Origin of the sequence: Persicitalea jodogahamensis, assembly GCF_014651615.1 — a bacterium.
Taxonomy (GTDB): Bacteria; Bacteroidota; Bacteroidia; order Cytophagales; family Spirosomataceae; genus Persicitalea; species Persicitalea jodogahamensis.
This window is the reverse complement of sequence record NZ_BMXF01000004.1, coordinates 296,345-317,304: the sequence shown is the minus strand read 5'-3', so window position 1 is coordinate 317,304 and position 20,960 is coordinate 296,345. Positions and strand designations below refer to the sequence as shown.

The 20,960-nt window shown below is 48.0% G+C and carries 18 protein-coding genes and 1 pseudogene; 13 read left to right on the top strand and 6 right to left on the bottom strand.

From position 1 onward, the window contains the following. The first annotated feature begins 32 nt into the window (after positions 1 to 32). From lepA to IE117_RS19685, 6 genes are all read left to right on the top strand, one after another. Positions 33 to 1,820, top strand: coding sequence for a translation elongation factor 4 (lepA, locus tag IE117_RS19710; protein ID WP_189566347.1), 1,788 nt, complete (start codon positions 33 to 35; stop codon positions 1,818 to 1,820). Between the two features lie 194 nt (positions 1,821 to 2,014). Then, positions 2,015 to 3,694 carry a pyruvate dehydrogenase complex dihydrolipoamide acetyltransferase gene (locus tag IE117_RS19705; protein ID WP_189566346.1) on the top strand — a complete coding sequence of 560 codons (1,680 nt, stop codon included), beginning with the start codon at positions 2,015 to 2,017 and terminating at the stop codon, positions 3,692 to 3,694. A 93-nt stretch (positions 3,695 to 3,787) separates the two neighbouring features. Next, complete coding sequence (locus tag IE117_RS19700; RefSeq protein ID WP_189566344.1) at positions 3,788 to 4,756, top strand: helix-turn-helix transcriptional regulator; 969 nt, start codon at positions 3,788 to 3,790, stop codon at positions 4,754 to 4,756. A gap of 59 nt (positions 4,757 to 4,815) precedes the next feature. Next, positions 4,816 to 5,331, top strand: a complete 516-nt coding sequence (locus IE117_RS19695) for a DinB family protein (protein WP_229581178.1) — start codon at positions 4,816 to 4,818, stop codon at positions 5,329 to 5,331. Between the two features lie 388 nt (positions 5,332 to 5,719). After that, positions 5,720 to 5,998, top strand: coding sequence for a DUF427 domain-containing protein (locus IE117_RS19690; protein WP_189566342.1), 279 nt, complete (start codon positions 5,720 to 5,722; stop codon positions 5,996 to 5,998). Between the two features lie 13 nt (positions 5,999 to 6,011). After that, a complete protein-coding gene (locus IE117_RS19685; RefSeq protein WP_189566340.1) occupies positions 6,012 to 7,544 on the top strand; it encodes a BCCT family transporter in 1,533 nt (510 codons plus the stop codon). 94 nt (positions 7,545 to 7,638) lie between these two features. Here IE117_RS19685 and IE117_RS19680 read toward each other — a convergent pair whose 3' ends face one another. From IE117_RS19680 to IE117_RS19670, 3 genes are all read right to left on the bottom strand, one after another. Further along, the gene (locus IE117_RS19680) at positions 7,639 to 8,571 is read right to left on the bottom strand and encodes a sugar phosphate isomerase/epimerase family protein (RefSeq protein WP_189566338.1); all 933 of its coding nucleotides are present in this window, start codon (positions 8,569 to 8,571) and stop codon (positions 7,639 to 7,641) included. 92 nt (positions 8,572 to 8,663) lie between these two features. Continuing rightward, complete coding sequence (locus IE117_RS19675) at positions 8,664 to 9,185, bottom strand: DUF4385 domain-containing protein (RefSeq protein WP_229581176.1); 522 nt, start codon at positions 9,183 to 9,185, stop codon at positions 8,664 to 8,666. 4 nt (positions 9,186 to 9,189) lie between these two features. Next, positions 9,190 to 10,281: a DNA topoisomerase IB gene (locus tag IE117_RS19670; protein ID WP_189566334.1), complete on the bottom strand. Its 1,092-nt coding sequence runs from the start codon at positions 10,279 to 10,281 to the stop codon at positions 9,190 to 9,192. Between the two features lie 145 nt (positions 10,282 to 10,426). Here IE117_RS19670 and IE117_RS19665 point away from each other — a divergent pair, with 145 nt between their 5' ends. Both IE117_RS19665 and IE117_RS19660 read left to right on the top strand, forming a co-directional pair. Continuing rightward, positions 10,427 to 11,290, top strand: coding sequence for an SMP-30/gluconolactonase/LRE family protein (locus tag IE117_RS19665; protein ID WP_229581174.1), 864 nt, complete (start codon positions 10,427 to 10,429; stop codon positions 11,288 to 11,290). Positions 11,291 to 11,370: 80 nt separating this feature from the next. Then, on the top strand, positions 11,371 to 13,818 hold the full coding sequence (locus IE117_RS19660; RefSeq protein WP_189566329.1) for a TonB-dependent receptor: 2,448 nt from the start codon (positions 11,371 to 11,373) through the stop codon (positions 13,816 to 13,818). A gap of 644 nt (positions 13,819 to 14,462) precedes the next feature. Here the strand turns inward: IE117_RS19660 and IE117_RS26595 are convergent. Further along, positions 14,463 to 14,972, bottom strand: a pseudogene (locus IE117_RS26595) (hypothetical protein). On the opposite strand from IE117_RS26595, the gene IE117_RS26435 reads away from it, so the two are divergent. The 5 genes from IE117_RS26435 (at position 14,922) to IE117_RS19625 (ending at position 19,344) form a co-directional block, all read left to right on the top strand. Next, positions 14,922 to 15,047 carry a hypothetical protein gene (locus tag IE117_RS26435; protein WP_262893115.1) on the top strand — a complete coding sequence of 42 codons (126 nt, stop codon included), beginning with the start codon at positions 14,922 to 14,924 and terminating at the stop codon, positions 15,045 to 15,047. The pseudogene IE117_RS26595 and the gene IE117_RS26435 sit on opposite strands and share 51 nt — an antisense overlap. Positions 15,048 to 15,187: 140 nt before the next feature. Then, positions 15,188 to 16,312, top strand: a complete 1,125-nt coding sequence (gene hisB, locus IE117_RS19640; protein ID WP_189566975.1) for a bifunctional histidinol-phosphatase/imidazoleglycerol-phosphate dehydratase HisB — start codon at positions 15,188 to 15,190, stop codon at positions 16,310 to 16,312. A 257-nt stretch (positions 16,313 to 16,569) separates the two neighbouring features. Then, positions 16,570 to 16,857, top strand: a complete 288-nt coding sequence (locus IE117_RS19635) for a hypothetical protein (protein ID WP_189566327.1) — start codon at positions 16,570 to 16,572, stop codon at positions 16,855 to 16,857. Positions 16,858 to 17,073: 216 nt separating this feature from the next. Next, positions 17,074 to 17,721: a carbonate dehydratase gene (gene can / locus IE117_RS19630; protein WP_189566325.1), complete on the top strand. Its 648-nt coding sequence runs from the start codon at positions 17,074 to 17,076 to the stop codon at positions 17,719 to 17,721. A 48-nt stretch (positions 17,722 to 17,769) separates the two neighbouring features. Then, entirely contained in the window at positions 17,770 to 19,344 is a 1,575-nt protein-coding gene (locus tag IE117_RS19625; protein WP_189566323.1) for a SulP family inorganic anion transporter, read from the top strand. A 356-nt stretch (positions 19,345 to 19,700) separates the two neighbouring features. Here the strand turns inward: IE117_RS19625 and IE117_RS19620 are convergent, their stop codons facing one another. Together IE117_RS19620 and IE117_RS19615 are read right to left on the bottom strand one after the other, a co-directional pair. After that, positions 19,701 to 20,006: a chaperone modulator CbpM gene (locus IE117_RS19620; protein ID WP_189566322.1), complete on the bottom strand. Its 306-nt coding sequence runs from the start codon at positions 20,004 to 20,006 to the stop codon at positions 19,701 to 19,703. Continuing rightward, entirely contained in the window at positions 20,003 to 20,926 is a 924-nt protein-coding gene (locus tag IE117_RS19615) for a DnaJ C-terminal domain-containing protein (protein WP_189566320.1), read from the bottom strand. The genes IE117_RS19620 and IE117_RS19615 overlap by 4 nt, the downstream gene beginning before the upstream one ends. Positions 20,927 to 20,960: the final 34 nt, after the last annotated feature.

Sequence of the window (20,960 nt, the reverse complement as noted above, 5' to 3'; positions counted from 1 at the left end):
CTGAGCAACCGTTGATTGCTCACTCCCATTTCATGAAGAACATCCGCAACTTTTGCATAATTGCCCACATCGATCACGGGAAAAGTACCCTGGCTGATCGGCTTCTGGAATATACCAATACCGTCACTAATCGCGAAATGCAGGCCCAATTGCTCGACAACATGGATCTGGAACGCGAACGCGGCATTACCATCAAGAGTCACGCCATTCAGATGGATTATATTCTTGCCGGGGAAAAATACACCCTCAACCTGATCGACACACCAGGCCACGTGGATTTTTCCTATGAAGTGTCCAGGTCAATTGCTGCATGCGAAGGAGCGCTGTTACTTATTGACGCTTCGCAGGGCATTGAAGCTCAGACGATATCCAACTTGTACCTGGCTATCAACCACGACCTCATAATTATTCCGGTACTCAATAAAATTGACCTTCCCGGTGCCATGCCCGAGGAGGTTAAGGACCAGATTGTTGACCTTATTGGCTGCGACCGGGATGAAATCATCCACGCGAGTGGCAAAGAAGGAATTGGTGTACCTGATATTTTGGAAGCCATCGTTCACCGTATCCCTGCTCCCAAAGGGGATCCGGATGCGCCTTTACAAGCCCTGATCTTTGACTCGGTATTCAACTCCTACCGGGGAATCGAAGTAATTTTCCGCATCAAGAATGGTAGCGTGCGTAAAGGGGATAAGGTCAAATTCATGGCTACGGGCCGTGAATACCAGGCGGACGAAATCGGTACTTTACGCCTGCAACAACAGCCTAAGGATGTTGTGGAATGCGGAGATGTGGGCTACCTCATTTCCGGTATCAAAGTAGCACGGGAAGTAAAAGTGGGCGACACATTCACCCATACCAACCGGCCTTCCACCGCTATGATTCGGGGATTTGAGGAAGTGAAGCCGATGGTTTTCGCAGGCATTTATCCGGTCGATACCAGCGAGTACGAAGAACTTCGGGAGGCTATGGAAAAGCTGCAGCTCAACGATGCTTCGCTGGTGTGGGAACCCGAAACCTCCGCGGCTCTCGGCTTCGGTTTCCGTTGCGGCTTCCTCGGAATGCTACACATGGAGATCATTCAAGAGCGCCTGGAACGCGAGTTCGATATGACGGTGATCACCACCGTACCTTCGGTACAGTTCAGGGTTACGACTACGCGCGGCGAAAACCTCAAAGTGAGTGCTCCTTCTGAAATGCCTGAACCCAACTTTATCAGCGTGATTGAAGAACCTTTCATCAACGCGCAGATTATTTCCAAGTCAGAGTACGTAGGGGCCATCATGACACTGTGCATGGAAAAGCGGGGAATGCTCAAAAACCAGATTTACCTGACTTCTGACCGGGTGGAGCTGCAATTTTCCATGCCGTTGGCTGAGGTAGTTTTTGATTTTTTCGATCGGCTGAAAACCATCTCGCGCGGTTATGCGTCGCTCGACTACGAGCTCACAGGATACGAAGCGTCCGATATGGTAAAGCTCGACGTGATGCTTAACGGCGACCGCGTGGACGCGCTCTCGGCCATTGTTCACCGCACAAAAGCGTACGAATGGGGGAAGAAACTTTGCGAGAAACTACGGGAACTGATCCCGCGCCAGATGTTCGAGATTGCGATACAAGCGGCAATCGGCCAGAAAATCATAGCCCGCGAAACGGTGAAGGCCATGCGAAAAGACGTACTTGCCAAATGCTACGGCGGCGATATTTCCCGGAAGCGAAAACTACTCGAGAAGCAGAAAAAAGGTAAAAAGCGGATGCGGCAGGTCGGCAATGTCGAGATTCCGCAGGAAGCGTTTATGGCAGTTTTAAAGATAAGCTAAGCTGGATTTGCCTTAGGTTGTCTTTCATTAAAAGAGTTAGAGCATTTTCTCTAACTCTTTTTCGTTCTGATTATCAACGCTATATAAAATCCCTTCAATCCTAAACCTTTAACCCTTTATCCTTTTATACCGTTTTATTGTATTTTTGGCTAACTGAATAAAATCCCTGAATCTGAAAACTTATATCTTATAAAATGGCAGAAGTAATAAGAATGCCCAAAATGAGCGACACTATGGAAGAGGGTGTCATTGCGGAATGGCACAAAAAAGTGGGCGACGAGGTAAAATCCGGCGACATTCTGGCCGAGGTGGAAACCGATAAGGCCACTATGGACATGGAAGCTTACCAGGAAGGTACCTTATTATACATCGGAGTCGAGAAGGGCGACGCCGTCCCCGTGAATGGCGTAATGGCCGTTATCGGAGAAAAAGGCGAGGATTACGAAGGATTGCTGGAAGGGAATTCCAACGGCAAGGCAGAAGAAGGCGCCAGCGCGTCCTCCAATGGAGCTAAGAAACCAGCGCCCGCAGAGGAGAAAGCGGCTCCCGCGAAGGCGGCATCCAAAGCCACAAAACCAGCACCTTCCAATGAAAAAATCAACGCTACTTTGGTCAGGATGCCAAAGATGAGTGATACCATGGAAGAGGGCGTTTTGGTTTCCTGGCAGAAAAAAGTCGGTGACAAAATAGCTTCCGGGGATATTCTGGCCGAAGTTGAGACGGATAAGGCCACTATGGATCTGGAAGCCTACGAAGAAGGAACTTTGCTTTTCGCCGGAATCAAGGAAGGCGATGCTGTACCTGTCAATGCCATCATCGCCGTTATCGGTGAGGAGGGGGCAAATTTCCAGGCGCTCATCGACCGTGAGGAACGTGGTAGTGAAGAATCTGAAAATGAAGAAGACGAGCAGGTTGAAGCTCCTTCGGCTACTGCCGACGCAAAAGGAGCAGCATCAGAATCAAGCGTTGCCGCTACCGATTCCGGTGATCGCATTAAGGCTTCTCCCCTGGCTCGCCGTCTTGCCGAGGAAAAGGGGATCGACCTCCACGAGGTTTCCGGCTCCGGGGACAATGGCCGCATTATCAAACGTGACGTGGACGAGTTCAAGCCTGCCGCCAAGCCGGCGCAAGCTGCCGAGCCCGCTAAGATTGGTAAAGTGGAACCTGCTGTCGCCAGCTCCGAACCGGTGGGCAACTACGAGGACATTCCCGTTTCGCAGATGCGCAAAACTATCTCGCGTCGTCTGAGCGAGAGCATGTTCACGGCGCCGCACTTCTACCTTACCATGGAAATCAACATGGACAAGGCAATGGCCCTCCGCCCGACGCTAAATGAAGTGGCTACTTCAAAGATTTCTTTCAATGATTTTGTCGTCAAAGCCTGCGCGCTGGCACTCAAAAAACATCCGGCGGTTAACTCTGCCTGGCTTGGAGACAAAATCCGCAAATACGACTACGTAAACATCGGCGTGGCCGTCGCGGTGGATGAAGGCTTACTCGTACCTGTCGTTCGCGACGCCGATAAGAAAACTCTTTCGGTTATTTCTGGTGAGGTGAAAACGTTCGCTGGCAAAGCCAAGGACAAAAAACTCCAACCGAAAGACTGGGAAGGCAACACTTTCTCGATTTCAAATCTGGGGATGTTCGGCATTGATGAATTCACTGCCATTATCAATCCACCTGATGCCTGTATTTTGGCCATCGGTTCGATCAAGCAAACCGCAGCGTTTAAGGAGGATGGCACGGTTTATCCCACAAATGTTATGAAGGTAACGCTCTCCTGCGACCACCGTGTAGTCGATGGGGTTACCGGCTCTGAGTTCTTGCTTACCGTGAAGAAGTTCCTGGAAGAGCCGATGAGCATGCTGGTGTAAGGTTTATAGATTTTGGTTAAAAAGGAGAATCAAATTCGTTTGGTTCTCCTTTCTTTTTGTGGGTACTTTAAAGTATCAACCACGAATATTCAGATGAACCGCCTCGACCGCCTGACTGCCATCCTCATCCAGTTGCAATCCAAGCGTATCCTCCGGTCTCAGGAGATAGCCGAGCGATTTGATATAAGCCTGCGGACAGTATACCGCGACATGCGGACGCTCGAACTGGCCGGGGTTCCGATTGTGGGTGAGGCCGGAGTGGGTTATTCGATAGTGCAGGGTTATCGGCTGCCCCCGGTGCAGTTTACGCGCGAGGAAGCTATGGCTTTCCTGACGGCGGAAAAGCTGGTAAACCAATGGACCGATGCGACATCGCGGGCATCGTATCAATCGGCCCTTTTTAAAATAAAAGCCGTCCTGCGCACGCCGGATAAAGAATTGCTCGATGACCTCAGCAACCGTATTGCTGTGGTGCAAAGTCCTTACCTGCCCAAGAACCGTCCTCAAAATCTTCCCATCGAAACGATTTTGAACTGCATCGCGGAGAAAAAGGTAGTTCGGCTCGTGTATGAATCTACGACCAGTAGCGGCACTTCGGAGCGTGACGTGGAGCCAGTGGGAATTTATTCGGGCGGACCGAACTGGTACCTCATTGCTTACTGCCGGTTGAGGAGCGGCTACCGGAATTTTCGTACTGACCGGGTACAGGCCCTGGAAGTACTTAATGAACGCTTTTCGACCCTTCATCCCGCCTTGCAAAGTTTTATCGAGCGCACCCGGCAAGAGAGAACGCTGCATAAAGTGATCGTCCGCCTGGACAGGCCAGCCTTGCGCTTTCTGGGTGATCAGCATTACTACCATGGTTTCGTCTCGCAAACCGACGCCGGCGAACAAATCGAAATGACTTTTCTGACTGACTCCTTAGCCGGAATGGCGCATTGGTGTCTGATTTTCGGGGAGGTAGTTGACATCATTGAACCCGAGATGCTCAGAGGGATGGTCTCTCAAAAACTCGATACGGTCAGACAACGGTTGGCTCTGAAGATTTCTGAACCCTGCTGACATAGGGCTGTCACCGGTCACGTCGATATTTGTTCCATCAACCAAACAAATAAACGACCATGATCACATTCATTGAAGCTTTCCAGAAAGAACTCGCTACCGAAGCCCCCGAAACCCGTAAAATGCTGGCGCTTGTTCCTGCCGACAAAATGAACTGGCAGCCTCATCCCAAGAGCATGACGCTCAAAGCTCTGGCTACGCATCTGGCTGATATACCCTCATGGATCGGAGCCATACTCGAAATGGATGACTGGGACATAGCCCAGGAAGTACCCGAAGAGCATGCAGACGCCGAGGCCTTGCTGGCGACATTTGATAAAAATGTTCAGAAATCTCAGGATACGCTCAGCCGAATGACAGATGACATCTTGCTAGATCGGTGGGTACTACGGGGAGGCGATCAGGTGTATATGGATATGCCTAAGTGGGAGGCCGTTCGTCATGCCTTTGGACAAAACGCCCACCATCGCGCTCAGTTAGGGGTTTTTCTACGATTGCTGGATATCCCTATTTCCGGTCCCTACGGTCCGAGTGCAGATGAAATGGAAATGATGATGGCGAACGAAACCAATTGATCTCAAACTTGAAACAAACGCCTTGCGGCGATACCGGTAGTTCGCTACTGATATCGCCGCATTTTTTTTGGAATGAAATTCGCATGTTTGCCCCTCATCGCTTCACTTGTATAAACAAGCAACAATATGTAGAGATGAAACTTTCCTAAGCGGAAGAAACCTTTTTGGGCTACCTAAGGACAATAGACACAACTTCTGTAGAAGATTTGCTGGATAGTCATTATTGAAACTGAGCTGACCCCTACGTCGGTAGCTACGCTTTTAAGTCAAACAAACTACTCCCTTCTTGCTTATTTGGCCCGGAGTTTCGTCCTAATTCTCATTTCTTGAACTATCTCAGGGGGCTTTAGTTATATATTTGAGTCTTTACATATAAAAAAAGCAATTCATGACCGCTACCTGGAATAACCAAACCATCGCCGAAAGCGACGACACCATCGTCGTTGAGAACAATCACTACTTTCCCGTAGAAACCGTAAAGAGTGAGTACCTGCAGGAGTCCGATACACATACCGTTTGTCCGTGGAAGGGAACGGCCTCTTATTATAGCCTCAATGTGGATGGGAAAATAAATAAAGACGCCGCCTGGTACTATCCCAACGCCAAGGATGCAGCCAAAAATATCGAGGGCTATGTCGCTTTCTGGAAAGGCGTGACGGTAAAGTAGCTACCTTCGCCGGATGAAGCAGCTACGCCCATTTGTCTTTTGGCCGCCTTTTCTCGTTCTGATCGGAGTCTGTATTTTTAGCCTGATCGACCCACAGGAAATGATTTCGGTCATCGCTGCGCTTAATTCCGGCATGATGGGTTCGTTGGGATGGCTGTTTTCGGTGGGGGCGCTGGCGTTTTTCCTGCTTTGCCTGATGGTGTACTTTTCACCATTGGGCAAAATCAAAATCGGCGGACCGCTGGCCCTTCCTTTGCTCAATCGCTGGCGGTGGTTTTCCATTACGCTTTGCACTACCATCGCCACGGGCATTCTCTTCTGGGGAACCGCCGAGCCGCTGTTTCACCTGCATGCTCCCCCGCCGAGCCTTGGACTTACGCCTAACAGCCGGGAAGCAGCGACCTTCGCCGTTTCGACCATGTATATGCACTGGTCGCTCATTCCCTACGGAATATATACGTTGGGCGGATTAATGTTTGCCCTTTGCTACTACAACCTCAATCAGCCCTTTAGCCTGGGCTCGATGCTTTACCCAATTTTGGGCAACCGCGTCCATCGCTCCTTGGGTACCTGGATCGACGCGCTTTGCCTGTTTTGCCTGGTGGCAGGTATGGCGGCTTCACTTGGAGCAGGAATTCTCATCATTTCGGGCGGCCTTGAACATATGGCGGGAATTCCCGCCAGCATCTTTGTAATGGGCATGGTGGCGCTTGCCATCGTACTTTCTTTTGTAGCGTCGGCGGCCAGCGGCTTGTTGCGGGGAATCCGCATTTTGTCCGAAATCAACGTCAGCATTTTTATAGTGCTTGGTGTTTTTATGCTGCTGGCCGGACCAACGCTCTTTTTAGTCTCTTTCGGTCTGGAATCCTTTGGTGAGTATTTGACAAACTTTTTCACCAGAAGCCTGATCGGCACCATTACGCCCGATGTAGAATGGGCCAAGAGCTGGACAATATTCAACTGGACCAACTGGCTGGCCTGGACTCCTATTACAGCTTTGTTTTTGGGTAGAATTGCCCTCGGCTATACCGTCCGGCAGTTCATCGTGTTCAATTTGTTCCTGCCTGCGCTGTTCGCCTGCGTCTGGATTATGATATTCAGCGTCAGTGCCATACATTACGATTTTCAATCACCCGGCTCGTCGCTTTACGCGGTACTTAATCAGGAAGGCGGAGCCAGTCGGGTCATTTTTTCCATTTTGGAAAAACTACCCTTTGCCCAAATCACAAGCGTGGTTTTCTTTGTCACGGCCTTCCTATCCTACGTAACTGCGGCCGATTCCAATACCACGGCCATGAGTGGAATCAGCGTCACCAAGCCCGATTCCGGTAGCGACGAGCCTCCCTTGTATGTCAAGATCGCATGGGGTAGTTTGATTGGACTGATTGCCTGGATCATGGTATCCTTTGCCGGAGAAGGGAAAGACAAGGGCTTGGATGGGGTGAAAATCCTTTCCAACCTGGGAGGGTTTCCCGCCCTGATCCTGATGCTTTTCGTGGCCTGGGGAATGGTCAAACTAATGCTTAATCCTCAAAAATTTAGGTAGTCATTAATTTGATTGCTCACGTCAACGGGACTGAACTCAAAATCACTTCCCTCCCACCCTCGCGGGTTTTACCAACGCTCTAAACTACATCCGATCAAAGAGAAAATGTCTGTGTGGCTCGCTTCAAATCCTCCTGGTGGGCATCAATGGCATTATGCACGTTTGGTGACTGCTTCTCCAGGCATTGCTCCATTACTATGTGCGGCGCAATGCCCATCTTTCTGAGTTCATCGGCCACCTGATGATAGTTAACATCACCATTTTCAGCAAACACCTCCGTCCAGATACCATCCTTGGATTGCCGGATGTGCATTTCGGTGATCCGCTGGCCGTATAATTTCAACACGTCGAACACCGCCAGTTGGGAGTTGCCTGACCCACGATAAATCCAATGGACATCCATACAGAAAGTAACGTTCGCCGGGTCGGTGTTGAGCATCATGTGGTGAAACTCCCGCGCGCCGGCCCGCATTTCCATGTCGTGGGTGTGGTAGGCAAGTGTCATACCCATTTTGCGTAATTCCAGTCCCAGTTGGTTAAGGTTTTTGGCTTGCTCTTCAAGTTGTGGATCGTTTTTATTTTCCGAACCATTCCAGTTGATCGGGCTGGGATTGGTCACGATTATCGTGGTACCGAGCAGTTTTTGAGCGATTTCGGCAATAGTCAGTACTTGCCCTATTGATTTTTTGCCTGCATCAATCTCGTGGAGCAAACTATTAACATAGAAAGAAGGAACGGCGATGCCATGTTTTTTTACGATTGGAGCCAGCTTTTCAACCTCCCCGACGGACTCAAAACTTGGCTCGAATGCCTGGAATCCTGATTGCGCATACTCACTCATCGAAACATCAAGATCGGCCTTCCAGTCGCGGCCTTCACGACGAAAGAATGTAAACCACGAGTACTGATTGCAAGAAATTGGAAATGGGAGCTTCGTATTCTCGGCTTGTGGATCAGGAACTCCAAAAGAAACTGCAGTGGCAAGGCCAATGGAGCTTTGCAGGAAATGCCGGCGATTTAGAGGCATAGTACATTGATTTGTTTCATCGTTTACAAATAAAAACGGTGAAACAAGCCTTTTCTACTAGACGCCCAGGCTACCAATGTAGGTTTTATCCTTTAATAATATTTTTTTCGAAAGGCCTCTTTCTGCTGCTGGTACTCTGGGTGAGCGCGGCAGCGATCCCAATAGCTCTTGAACACTGCCGCGGCTTTGGCTTTTTCGCTGATGGCGGCATCTTTTGCGCGGGGAAGTACCTCATTACCTTTCCGCGGACTACCTGACGAGTATGGATAAGCCTTTTGCTCGTGATCAGGGTCATCTCCCGCGGCGTACTTTCGACCACTCGGGTGGTTGGCGTAGCGGCGCGCGCGGGTAAAGCCCATTTGAATGTACTTGCGTGCCATATCTGCCCCGACAAAATCTTTATTGTTCAAGTACTCTTCGAATTTTTCGTACAGCTGCTCAGCGGAATGAGTGGCAATCTCTTCCGTTTTGAAACGCCAGAGCGGCAGCAATTCACTTTTGTAGGGTTCAACCAAAAGTACCCCCTGCTCGCCGACCCCAATCCGATACAATTCGGGATGATCGCGAAAGTCAACAGCATCGAAATCCAGATCGTAATTGAATTTATTACTCAAAATATCAGGCGTAGGATGAAAGGAGTTTGGTAACACGCTGCTCGGAGTCAGAAAGCAGAGAATCCTCCGTGGTGGCAGCTTTGATATATTTCTGAATGCGTCCATCGGCATACGCATTTGTTACTGACGGATGCACATAGTACTTCTTACAAACAGCCCGCGTGTTGCCCAGGTGTTCGGCCACGGCGTCGAAACAGGCATTCAATTTCCGCTTAAGATCCGTTTCGCTTGTGGGTGGCTCCTGCAGCTTGAGGTACTCAAAGGCCGTCACCGTCCCCATCCAGGTACGGAAGTCTTTGGCGGTGAAGTTGCCACAGGTATGTTCCCGGATGTATTCATTAACGTGCCGGGCCTGAAGCGAATGTCGCTTTCCATGTTCATCGACGTACTGAAACAGACGTCTGCCTTTCATTTCTTTAAAATGTTTCACGAGCCTGGCCAATGATCGGTCGCGAAGCGTAATGTCATGCTTAATACCCTTCTTACCCTTGAATTTCAGCCGTATTGTACTCCCCTTTACCTCTACATGGCGGGCATCCAGGGTAGTTAATCCCGAAGTACCATTCAGCACCCGATACCGCTGATTACCTACCCGGATGCAGGTTTTTTCCATAAGCCTTACCGCCAGCGCGGTAGCTTTCTCACAACTGTCGCCGTGGGTGCGAAGGTCGTGCTGGATCTGCTCGCGCAAGTCGGGCAGAGCGTTGGCAAACCTGAGAAGTTTGAAGTATTTGGTGTGATTGCGGATCTGGGTCCAATGCTCGTGGTAGCGATACTGCTTCCTGCCCGCCTCATCGATACCCGTTGCCTGCAAGTGCGCCTTGGGATCTTTGCTAATCCAGACATCGTCCCAAGCCGGAGGAAGCACCAGGGCATTCATTCGTTTGATCTTTCGCTGGTCTTTGCAACGGACCCCGTTTTCATTGACGTAATAAAATCCTTTACCCGCTCGCTTTCGGGAAAAGCCAGGGGCGACTTTACAATCGATGTAATGAAGGCCAACGACCTCCGCTGTTTTTTCGGGGTCCTTACGGATTCTTTTTAGTTCTCGGGGGGGCAGATTCGGGAGAATCGAAGCGCCAATGGGCATGGTCATATACTTGTGGAAATGGGGTGGTAGGAATTGGATTATCTTTGCTTTAAAATATAATACCACCTGCGAGGGCTTTCGGTTAGATTTTTTATTAAAATTTCAGATTCAATCCATGCACCAGTTTTTCTTACTCTCCATATTATTCGCTATGTCCATTCCAATCCATACCCCCAAAGACTCCTCGCTCATCAAAGAAGGCGCTACCCTGAAAAAAATATCGGGCGAATTCGCCTTCACAGAAGGCCCTTCCGCCGACGCCGAGGGCAATGTTTACTTTACCGACCAGCCCAATGACCGCATTATGAAATGGGGCGTTGACGGGCAACTAAGTACCTACATGCAGCCTTCCGGCCGATCGAACGGGATGTTCTTCGACAAAAAGGACCGCCTTTGGTCCTGCGCCGATGCCAATAATGAACTATGGATTATTGATAAAAGTAAAAAAAAGGAAACGGTAGTTGTCGGCGAATACCAGGGCCAGCGGCTGAACGGGCCCAATGATGTGTGGGTGGCTCCCAACGGGACAGCGTATTTTACCGACCCGTTTTACAAGCGCGATTGGTGGAAACATAGTGAACAGCAGATTGAAATACAGGGGGTCTATTTTTTGAGCAAAGACCATAAAACGCTCACGCGGGTTATCGACGATTTCAAGAAGCCCAACGGGATCGTAGGTACGCCTGACGGTAAAAAGCTATATATGACTGACATTGGTGATAGCAAAATCTACCACTACAAAATAAATAAGGATGGCTCCTTGAGCGACAAAACGTTGCTTTGCGAGGAACGCTCCGACGGTATCACGCTTGATGAAAAGGGCAACCTGTATATTACCAACAGCAACGGAGTAACGGCATATAGCCCGGAAGGGAAAAAGCTCCTCAATATTCCGACTGGCGAAGGCTGGACAGCCAATGTGTGTTTTGGTGGAAAGGACCATACTACCCTTTTTATCACGGCCAGCAAGGGTTTTTATTCCATGGAGATGAATGTGAAAGGTGTAAAGCCCTGATTCATTTTTCCTCAATTCGAAAAGTTCGTTTTATCCCTTGTTTGTCCAGCCGCGAAATTCTCCTTACTGCTTAATTTTTAATGAAAAAGTCTACACAACTTTTCTTTTCCGTCGGGAAAATTCGCCCCGCCGCCGCTGCGTTGTTTTTCTTTTTTTTCTTTTCTCTTAAATCCTTTGCCCAAAAAGGTGAGGTTCGCGGCCAAATTGTAGACACCCAAACTACCGATCCATTGCCCTTCGCCAGCATCCGTATTTATCAGGCCGGCAATAAAAGTGAGTTGGCAACGGGCAACGTAGCTGACGATGAAGGGAAGTTTACCGTGGCTGTCAAGTCGGGTACTTACTACGCATTAATAGAATTCATGGGATACCAGGCCTTTAAAACGGCCGAATTCACTATCTCAAAAGAAAACTCAGCACATGAATTCGGGACGCTGAAATTAGCGTCGAATACCAACACGCTGGATGAAGTGGTGGTACAGGCCGAGAAAAGCTCAATGGAGCTATCGCTCGATAAACGAATTTTTAATGTAGGCAAAGACCTGGCCAATGCGGGGGGGACAGCTACCGATATATTGAGCAACATCCCCTCGGTGTCTGTAGACCCCGAAGGCGGCGTAAAACTGCGTGGCAGCGGTAATGTCCGCATATTGGTGGATGGAAAACCTTCTGGTCTGGTAAGCTTCAAAGGAGGGAGCGGTCTGCAACAATTACAGGGAAGCCTGATTGAGCGCGTCGAAATTATCACTAATCCATCGGCCCGCTATGAGGCGGAGGGCATGGCAGGAATCATCAATATTGTCCTGAAAAAAGAGCGTAAAGAAGGGTTCAACGGTTCTTTCGAATTGATTACCGGGCAGCCTGTCAACTACGGTGGAGCTGCCAACTTAAACTACCGTCACCGTAAGGTCAATTTCTTCATCAACTATGGCATTGCCTACCGCAAATCGCCCTGGCGAAGTAACCTCGATCAGGAGGTATACCGTAACGATTCGACTTTTATCACCCGGCAAAATGTAACGGGCAATGTCTTTGGCTTCAATCAGAACATTCGCGGGGGCCTGGATTTCTTCTTCACGGAGACCAGCATACTCACTGCCTCCTACCTTTTCCGCCGAAGCGATGCGGGACGCGAAACGGATATTACCTACCGTGACTTTGTCAACTCGCCGAAAAATCCGGTAGGAACTACCTACCGCAGGCAAGAGGAACGAGAGAAAGAGCCCAATTCGGAATATGTGCTAAGCTGGCGGAAACAGTTTCTTCGGAAAGACCACGAACTGACTACCGAAGTACGGTTTCTGGATAACTGGGAAAGTTCAGACCAGACTTTTACCCAGCGCGCTGTCCGGCTCGATGGCCAGCCAGACCCGGCTGGCAACCAATTGCAAAAATCCCTGAATGATGAGTTTGAAAAGCAGTTGCTTTTCCAGGTGGATTACATTCAGCCAATTGGAAAAGAAGGCAAGTTTGAGGCCGGGTTACGTACAAGCTTCCGGGACATGGTCAACGATTTTGTGGTGAATGAAAAAAATGAGCAAGGCGAGTTTATTCCTTTACCCGATTTAAAGAATTACTTCATTTACAACGAAAACATCCATGCTGCCTACGGCATTTTGGGTAATAAGGTTCGCCGTTTTTCCTACCAGATAGGCGTACGGGGCGAATACACTGACGTGGAAACTACCCTGCGCGAAACCAACGTGGTAAATCCGCGTCGCTATGCCAATCTGTTTCCAAGTGCTCACTTCACGTACAATCTGCCCAAAGACAACGCCTTACAATTGAGTTTTAGCCGGCGCATCCGGCGTCCGGTTTACAATGATTTGAGTCCGTTTATGACCTTTGCAGACAGCCGTAATTTTTTTAGCGGGAACCCTAACCTCAATCCGGAATTTAGCAACGTTTTTGAACTTGGCCACATCAACTATTTTGACAAAGGTTCATTTACCTCCTCGGTTTACTACCGCATGACTGACGGTAAAATAGAGCGCATCCGGCAGGTAAATGCCGATGGGTTCTCGGTAACGCGTCCCGAAAACCTGTTGTCCGAAAATTCTTACGGCGTAGAATTCACGAGTTCGTTGCAACCGGCAAAATGGTGGAAAAACGATTTTAACTTCAATTTTTTCCACGCCAACATTGACGGCAGCAATATTTTGGATTCTTACAAAACCCAAACATACAGTTGGTTCGTACGCCAAACATCGCGCTTCACTTTAACCAACGGAATCGATACCCAGCTCCGTGCCAATTACGAGGCTCCACAAAAAACTGCGCAAGGAACGCGCCAGGGCTTATTCTACCTTGATCTTTCGGCAAGCAAGGATGTCTTGCAGGGTAAGGGAACGTTTAACCTCAGTGTGCTGGACGTCTTTAACTCGCGGCGCTACCGAAGCATCACCGAGGGGCCAAACTTCTATACATTCAGCAACACCCAACGGCGGATGCGGCAAGTCAACCTTACCTTCAACTACCGCATCAATCAGAAAAAATCAACCCAACCGAAGAAGGGAGAAGAGTATTGACAGCGAATCTGGGCCAGGACGACAAACTGATGTATTTTCCACAATGTAATCAAATGCGACAGACATGTATCGTACTTCAATTCATACACGATGCTGCCGCTAAACTACCTCCACAGTAGAATCTTTTCCTTCCCAGTTCTTCGATTCCATCCACAAGAAAGTGAAGTCAACCTTACCTTTTTCATTTTATGGATTGGTCAAAACGCCAGGCCACCAGCCTGGATACCGTTTTTTTTCTGACGTATCTGTAATAGGCAGGAATCAACATGTCGAAAACATGCTTATCCTTTAAAACCAGCACAGCTTCACGTCATGGACCCGGGAAACCGCTTTGACTCGTGTATTCTTAAAACAGCCGCACCGATGCGAAACAATTCCCCAACCTTTTCTTCCGAAAAGTCGAGATAAACAAGCGATTGCTGCTAATCATGCCATTCCTTCACGTACCGTTTCTGAACTACCTCCAAACCATCTGTCGTGCTGGCGTAAGCGCGGTGACCGGCCTCGGTAGGATTTCTTCCAAAACCCTATACCAAAGTATTACCCTCCTCAGCATTCGTCAAGTCAATTTCGGCAGTAAGCGCTACGTTGCCATTTGGGGTAGTTGCCTATTCTGATGTCAGAAGTTTATGGCGCTGCAGGTCCTACCAGCCATCCGATTTGCCCAAGTACCCTGCCGAACGTTTTTTCCAATCCACCGAGCAAGCGAGCGCCAGACACAGGCTGTCCCGCTGGGCATATTAAGGGTACCTTTGTAGTCGCCGAGCCATGCGTAGTTTCCCGAGCCACGGTTGCCAAGGTGTGTGGCAAGGAATACATACGGATGGTAGTCAGACCTTTTTTTTCTAATGAGAAAACTTCACTTGCTGCAATAGAGTATCGCGCAAGGGGTCGCTCACGATGTGCTTAGTAATCGAATAGCGGCCTTCCTGACAAGTAATTGGTCAAAATGTAAGCCGGAACGCCATCTTTAACCATATTAACGTTATGCCGGTGTGGCGTTTCGCTTCTGAAAAAAAATCTTTTCCAACGGTTATAATCAGCCCCATATCCCGGATGCAGGCCGAGTTTTCGCGTGGAAAGTACACTTCAATGACAATGCCATGGCTGAGCTTGAAACAGACTTCGGAGGCCGCATCAATGGACGATCCAATCCCATACTTGGCACTGGATGTCCAGCGGGCAGGAATACCGGGGCACCGGGGGCAACGTTGGAATTGGGCATGTGAGAAAATTAAGATGTTTTAATAGAGGCCACGCATTGAATAGATCAAATCCAAGCGGATAAGGTAGTACGGATACCTGTTAAATGAGGGTTTCTGCTTTACTTTGTATTTTAGATTTTCAATTTACATTTATGTCCGCTTCATTGAAAAAAGCCCTTTTTATCGACCGCGATGGTACGATCATCGTCGAACCTATTTCCGATCAACAAGTCGATTCTCTGGAAAAACTGGAATTTTTGCCAAAGGCTATCTCCAATCTTCGCCGACTGGCCGAAGAAACCGATTTCGAACTTGTCATGGTCACTAATCAGGATGGATTAGGTACCAGTTCTTTTCCGGAGGCTACATTCTGGCCAGCTCATAATAGAATGATGAATACATTGAAAGGCGAAAATGTTTTTTTCGCCGATGTGCTCATTGACAAAACCTTTCCATCTGAAAACGCGCCTACCCGAAAACCAGGTACCGGTCTGCTTACCGAATATCTTAATGGCGGGTATGACCTTGCAAACAGCTTTGTGATCGGCGACCGGCTCACAGACGTTCAATTGGCCGTAAATCTGGGCGCAAAAGCGGTACTTTTTGCTCAGGAACTTCCCGGCGAAGGTATATCGTCAGAAATGAAATCGGCCATTACACTCGTCAGCGATGATTGGGACGCACTATTTGAAAAAATAAAACTACCAGATCGCATTGCTACAGTCCAACGGAATACGAAGGAGACTGAAATTTCCATTACCCTGAATCTTGACGGCAGCGGCAACTCTGCAATCCATACAGGTCTTGGTTTTTACGATCATATGCTCGACCAACTCGCCAAGCATTCGGGATCAGACCTTGAAATCACGGTCAAAGGCGATTTACACATAGACGAACACCACACTATTGAGGACACTGCTCTGGCGCTGGGTGAAGCGTACCGGATAGCCCTGGGCGACAAGCGCGGCACCAACCGGTATGGTTTCCTGCTTCCGATGGACGAGGCGCTTGCCCAGGTAGCCATCGACTTTTCTGGCCGCCCGTGGCTTGTATGGGAGGCTGATTTTCGCCGGGAGCGAATCGGGGAAATGCCCACTGAAATGTTTCATCATTTCTTTAAGTCTTTTTCCGATACTTCCCTCTGTAATTTGAACATTAAGGTTGAAGGCCAAAACGAACATCATAAGATCGAGGCCATTTTCAAGGCATTTGCCAAAGCGATAAAAATGGCAGTGGCGCGAGATCACAAGGCAATGGACAGCATGCCCTCAACTAAGGGTGTGCTATAATTATTTTGTCAAAGATTCGCCATCCTTGAATTCTGTACGTATTTTTGCAGAAAATGAATGTTTTCAAAAAATCGCGCTTATTATGTTCATGAATATTGTTGCCCTCGTGTTTTATACCCTTTTATTAGGTGCTTCGTTTATTGTGGGACGTTGGTTGGAAAGACACGAGAAAGATTATGATCGCTACAAGCGGTCAAACTAAGCAACGTTTTTTGCACTTTTCGTGTTAGCAGGTCTTCTACTCCACAAAACCTTTGATGAAAGCAGGACTTTTCATATTCCTTTGCAGCATTTGTCTCATTGGCACTATTGTCAATGGCAAAAAGTTTGTGCAGGAAAATGAAACGATTCAGTGGCACGATTGCGAGCCTGTCGATACTGATGAATCGAAAGTTACCATGTCCCTTTTCACCGTTCTCTTATCCGGGAGAACGGTTTTGAACTCCCCCTTGTCAAGTAAGGCACGATTTGCCTACACTTTGTTTGCCATTAAGAAAATCGCTCTGGACAGTTTTTCTCCTCCGCCGGATTTTCTTTCTTATTGAGTCGCTTCCCCTTCACGCACTTTTTGTATCCTGTTTTTAGGAATGAGCCAGTAGTTGTTTAAATAAAATGACCATGGCTTTCGTGCACCCCCACGACTCAATACCTTGATTACCTTCTATTTACAGTAGAGTACTTGCCTTTTTCAATGAAATAAGGGAGGTACATAATTTTATTACATCCGTTAACTTTTCACTAAATTCTTAAAAGAAATTACTATGCCTAAGTCGTATTCCGAATTATTCGATAACAACCGCAAATGGGTCGCTGATATGAATCAGGAAGATTCCACATTCTTCAGCACACTTGCGCAAGGCCAAACCCCTCAGTTTTTATGGATTGGTTGCTCCGACAGCCGGGTACCAGCCAACCAGATAACCGGTATGCGGCCCGGGGATGTTTTTGTTCACCGCAACATTGCCAACATGGTCGTGCATACCGACATAAGCATGCTGAGTGTTTTGGATTATGCGGTCAACGTACTTGAAGTCAAACACATCATTGTGTGCGGTCACTACGGCTGTGGCGGGGTAAACGCTGCCATGGGAAACAAGTCAGTGGGACTGATTGACAACTGGTTGCGACACATCAAAGACGTTTATCGCTTGCACAAGGACGAGCTGGATGCCATCGAGGATATGTCAAAGCGCAGCGACCGGATGGTAGAGTTGAACGTTCAGGAACAGGTTCTGGATCTGGCGAAAACGTCTATCGTTCAGATGGCATGGGCGCAGGATCGATTCCTGGAAATTCATGGATTGGTTTACGACATCGCAAACGGTTTATTGAAAGACCTTAATGTGATGACTGACAGCACCAAAGACATGGAGGAGTTCTATGCGCTGGCTCCTAATAAAAAAGGGTAACCCATTCAGGGTTACCCACTAAAATTCTTGAAATAATTAACATAGAATATGGCAGTTGATAAAAAGAATATATTTGCCCATTTAAAATCCGACTTTCCGGCGGGCCTGGTTGTCTACCTTGTGGCGCTACCATTGTGTCTGGGTGTGGCGCTTGCCTCAACAGGCGACCCCAACCGCCTTTTTTCCGGTATCATAGCCGGAATGGTGGGTGGTATCGTCGTTGGGGCCCTGAGTGGCTCTGCGCTTGGAGTCGCAGGTCCCGCGGCAGGCCTTGTGGTTATTATTTTAGGTGCTCTCGACACCCTGGGAAGCTTTGAAGCCTTATTGCTGGCCGTTGTGCTGTGTGGGATCATTCAACTGATTGCGGGCTTCCTTAATGCGGGAATCATTGGGTACTATTTCCCGTCTTCCGTAATTAAAGGCATGCTTGCTGCCATTGGTATTACACTTATTCTGAAAGAAATTCCTCACGCATTTGGCTATGACAAGGATTTCTTCGGTGACGAGTCTTTTACCCAACCCGACGGACACAACACGTTCAGCGAATTATATTATTCAGTTCGTTACAGTAGTACAGGGGCTATAATCATCTCGCTCATTTCCATAGCTGTGCTCATCCTCTTTGAGAGGCCCTTCATGAAGAAAATACAGCTCTTCCGTTTTTTACCAGGAGCGTTGTTTGTGGTAATTCTGGGCACAATCATTAACATGACGTTTGCGGCAGTAAAGCCTGAATGGGCCATGGCTGGCGATCACCTGGTGAAACTTCCCGTGGCCAATACAGCGCAAGAGTTCATCAGTTTTTTCAGTATGCCCGATTTTTCTATGATCTCAAATCCTGACATATACACCGTGGCATTTACGCTCGCAATTGTGGCCAGCCTTGAGACATTGCTTTCGGTGGAAGCAACGGATAAGCTGGACCCTTACAAGCGGAGCACTCCCACCAATCGGGAGTTGAAGGCACAGGGTGTGGGTAACATCGTATCAGGTTTGATTGGGGGGTTACCGGTCACGCAGGTTATCATTCGTAGCTCGGCCAACATCGACTCAGGCGGCAAAACCAAGATGGCTACTATCATTCATGGTACTTTGCTGCTGGTGTCGGCCATTTTCATTCCTTATTTTCTCAATATGATCCCCCTGGCGGCGCTTGCAGCTATTCTTCTTCTGGTGGGATACAAATTATCGAAAGTGTCGCTCTATAAAAAGATGTACGAGCTGGGCTGGGATCAATTCATCCCGTTCGTTGTCACGATAGCAGCCATTTTGGTGACTGACCTCCTTAAAGGGATTGCCATAGGAATGGTAGTTGCGATCTACTTTATCCTGAGAAAGAATTACAAGCATTCCTACCATTATAAGAAGGAGGAGCATAAAGAAGGTGAGGTCATAACTCTGCAACTCTCTCAGGAGGTAACTTTCCTGAATAAGGGAAGTATCAACCACACCCTGAGCATGTTGCCGCGTGATTGTACGGTTATTATTGACGGTACCAAGTCGCTCAACATTGATTACGATGTATTGGAAATCATTGAGGACTTCAAGAACCATACGGCACCTACCAGGAATATCACTGTAAAGACAGTAGGAATTAAAGGAGTATCCGTGATGGGTCATTGATATTGTTTCAGGAGATTATTTACTTTTACTTCCTGACCTTTCCCATCACACCCAAACCTTATTTATAATGCAAAAACTTAGACGAGTATCTGTCTACCTGGCGATTCTGGCAATCGGCTTTTCAAGTACTCATTGCACTCCGGAAGATGAAGTGGTACCTATTTGCTATTATGGTGTCACGCAGATGGTTAGTCCCAAAATCGCAAAGCGATACGTTAAGATTGGCGCAACGATGGGCATTTGTGGCTCAGAGCCAGTTGGGTTAGCCAACTGAAAATCTCAAAACTAAAAAACAGCCCACGCCATATTGGCGTGGGCTGTTTTTTTAAAGCCGTACTTACCCTTGACTTATAGTCTCAAATATATTCATTTCGCTCATAGATCTGAAGCCTGTTCCTAGCTGATTGCAGTTCATCTTGCAGAACGCTTACTTTATTTAGAAGATTGAATACTACATCGATAGCTTCAAGATTTAAGTTTAGATCCTGTTGCAGCCTAATAATTTTCTCAATTTCACCAATGCTTTCAGACGGGATGAATTTAGTTTCCTCAATCGATTCAAGATTGATTAGCCCTACCTCCTCAAGGCTGTAAAAAAAGGACATTTCAATCTTGTAGTGCATGCAAAGGACAGTCACTGGAACCAGGTCGTTGGTATTCATGATGCGCTCAGTTTAGCTAATTCAGTAAATAACTCTTTTTGTTTCTCTGTCAATTCGGTGGGGATGCTTATCTGATAAGTGAGGTATAAATCGCCGAATGCTCCCTCTTTTTTGTAGATCGGAAACCCCTTACCCTTCAATTTAATTTTTGTACCATTTTGGGTGCCGGGTGGAACGTTGAGTTTAACTTTTCCATCGAAGGTATCAACTGTCAGATCCCCACCCAATACGGCCTTGTAGAGGTCAATACTGACCGAGGCATAAAGGTTTGCGCCATCGCGCTGGAAGGAGGTCAGATTCTCAATTGAAAAAGTGATGTATAAATCGCCTTTGGGTCCTCCGTTCGTCCCTTCGCCCCCGTACCCCTTAATCTTTATGACCTGACCATCGGCAACGCCTGCCGGGATGGTGAGGCGAATATTCTTTCCATTTATTGTGATTGTACGCTTATGTGTTTCAAACACGTCGCGCAATTCAAGGTGAAGTTCTGCCTGGTAATCCTGCCCTTTAAATTTGGTCCCCGCTCCCCAGGATCCCGATGATGCGCCACCAAATGAAGAAGCTCCACCTCCGAACATGGACTCGAAGAAGTCCGAAAAATCGCCACCTGAAAAATTGCCGCCTCCCTCAAAACCTCCTCCCTGGCTCGAACGGCTATACTGCCTTTGCTGACCCGCCTTTTCAAATTCCTCGGCATGCTTCCAGTCTTTGCCGTATTTATCGTACTTCTTGCGATTTTCAGGATCACTCAATACCTGATTTGCTTCGTTTATTTGTTGAAATTTTTTCTCAGCATTCTTATCATCAGGATTGATATCTGGGTGATGCTTGCGAGCCAGCTTTCGGTAGGCCTTCTTGATTTCAGCGTCAGTAGCGTCTTTATTTACGCCCAGCACTTTATAATAATCGATATACTCCATTATGATATTATCCGGGTTTTAAAACTAAAATTGA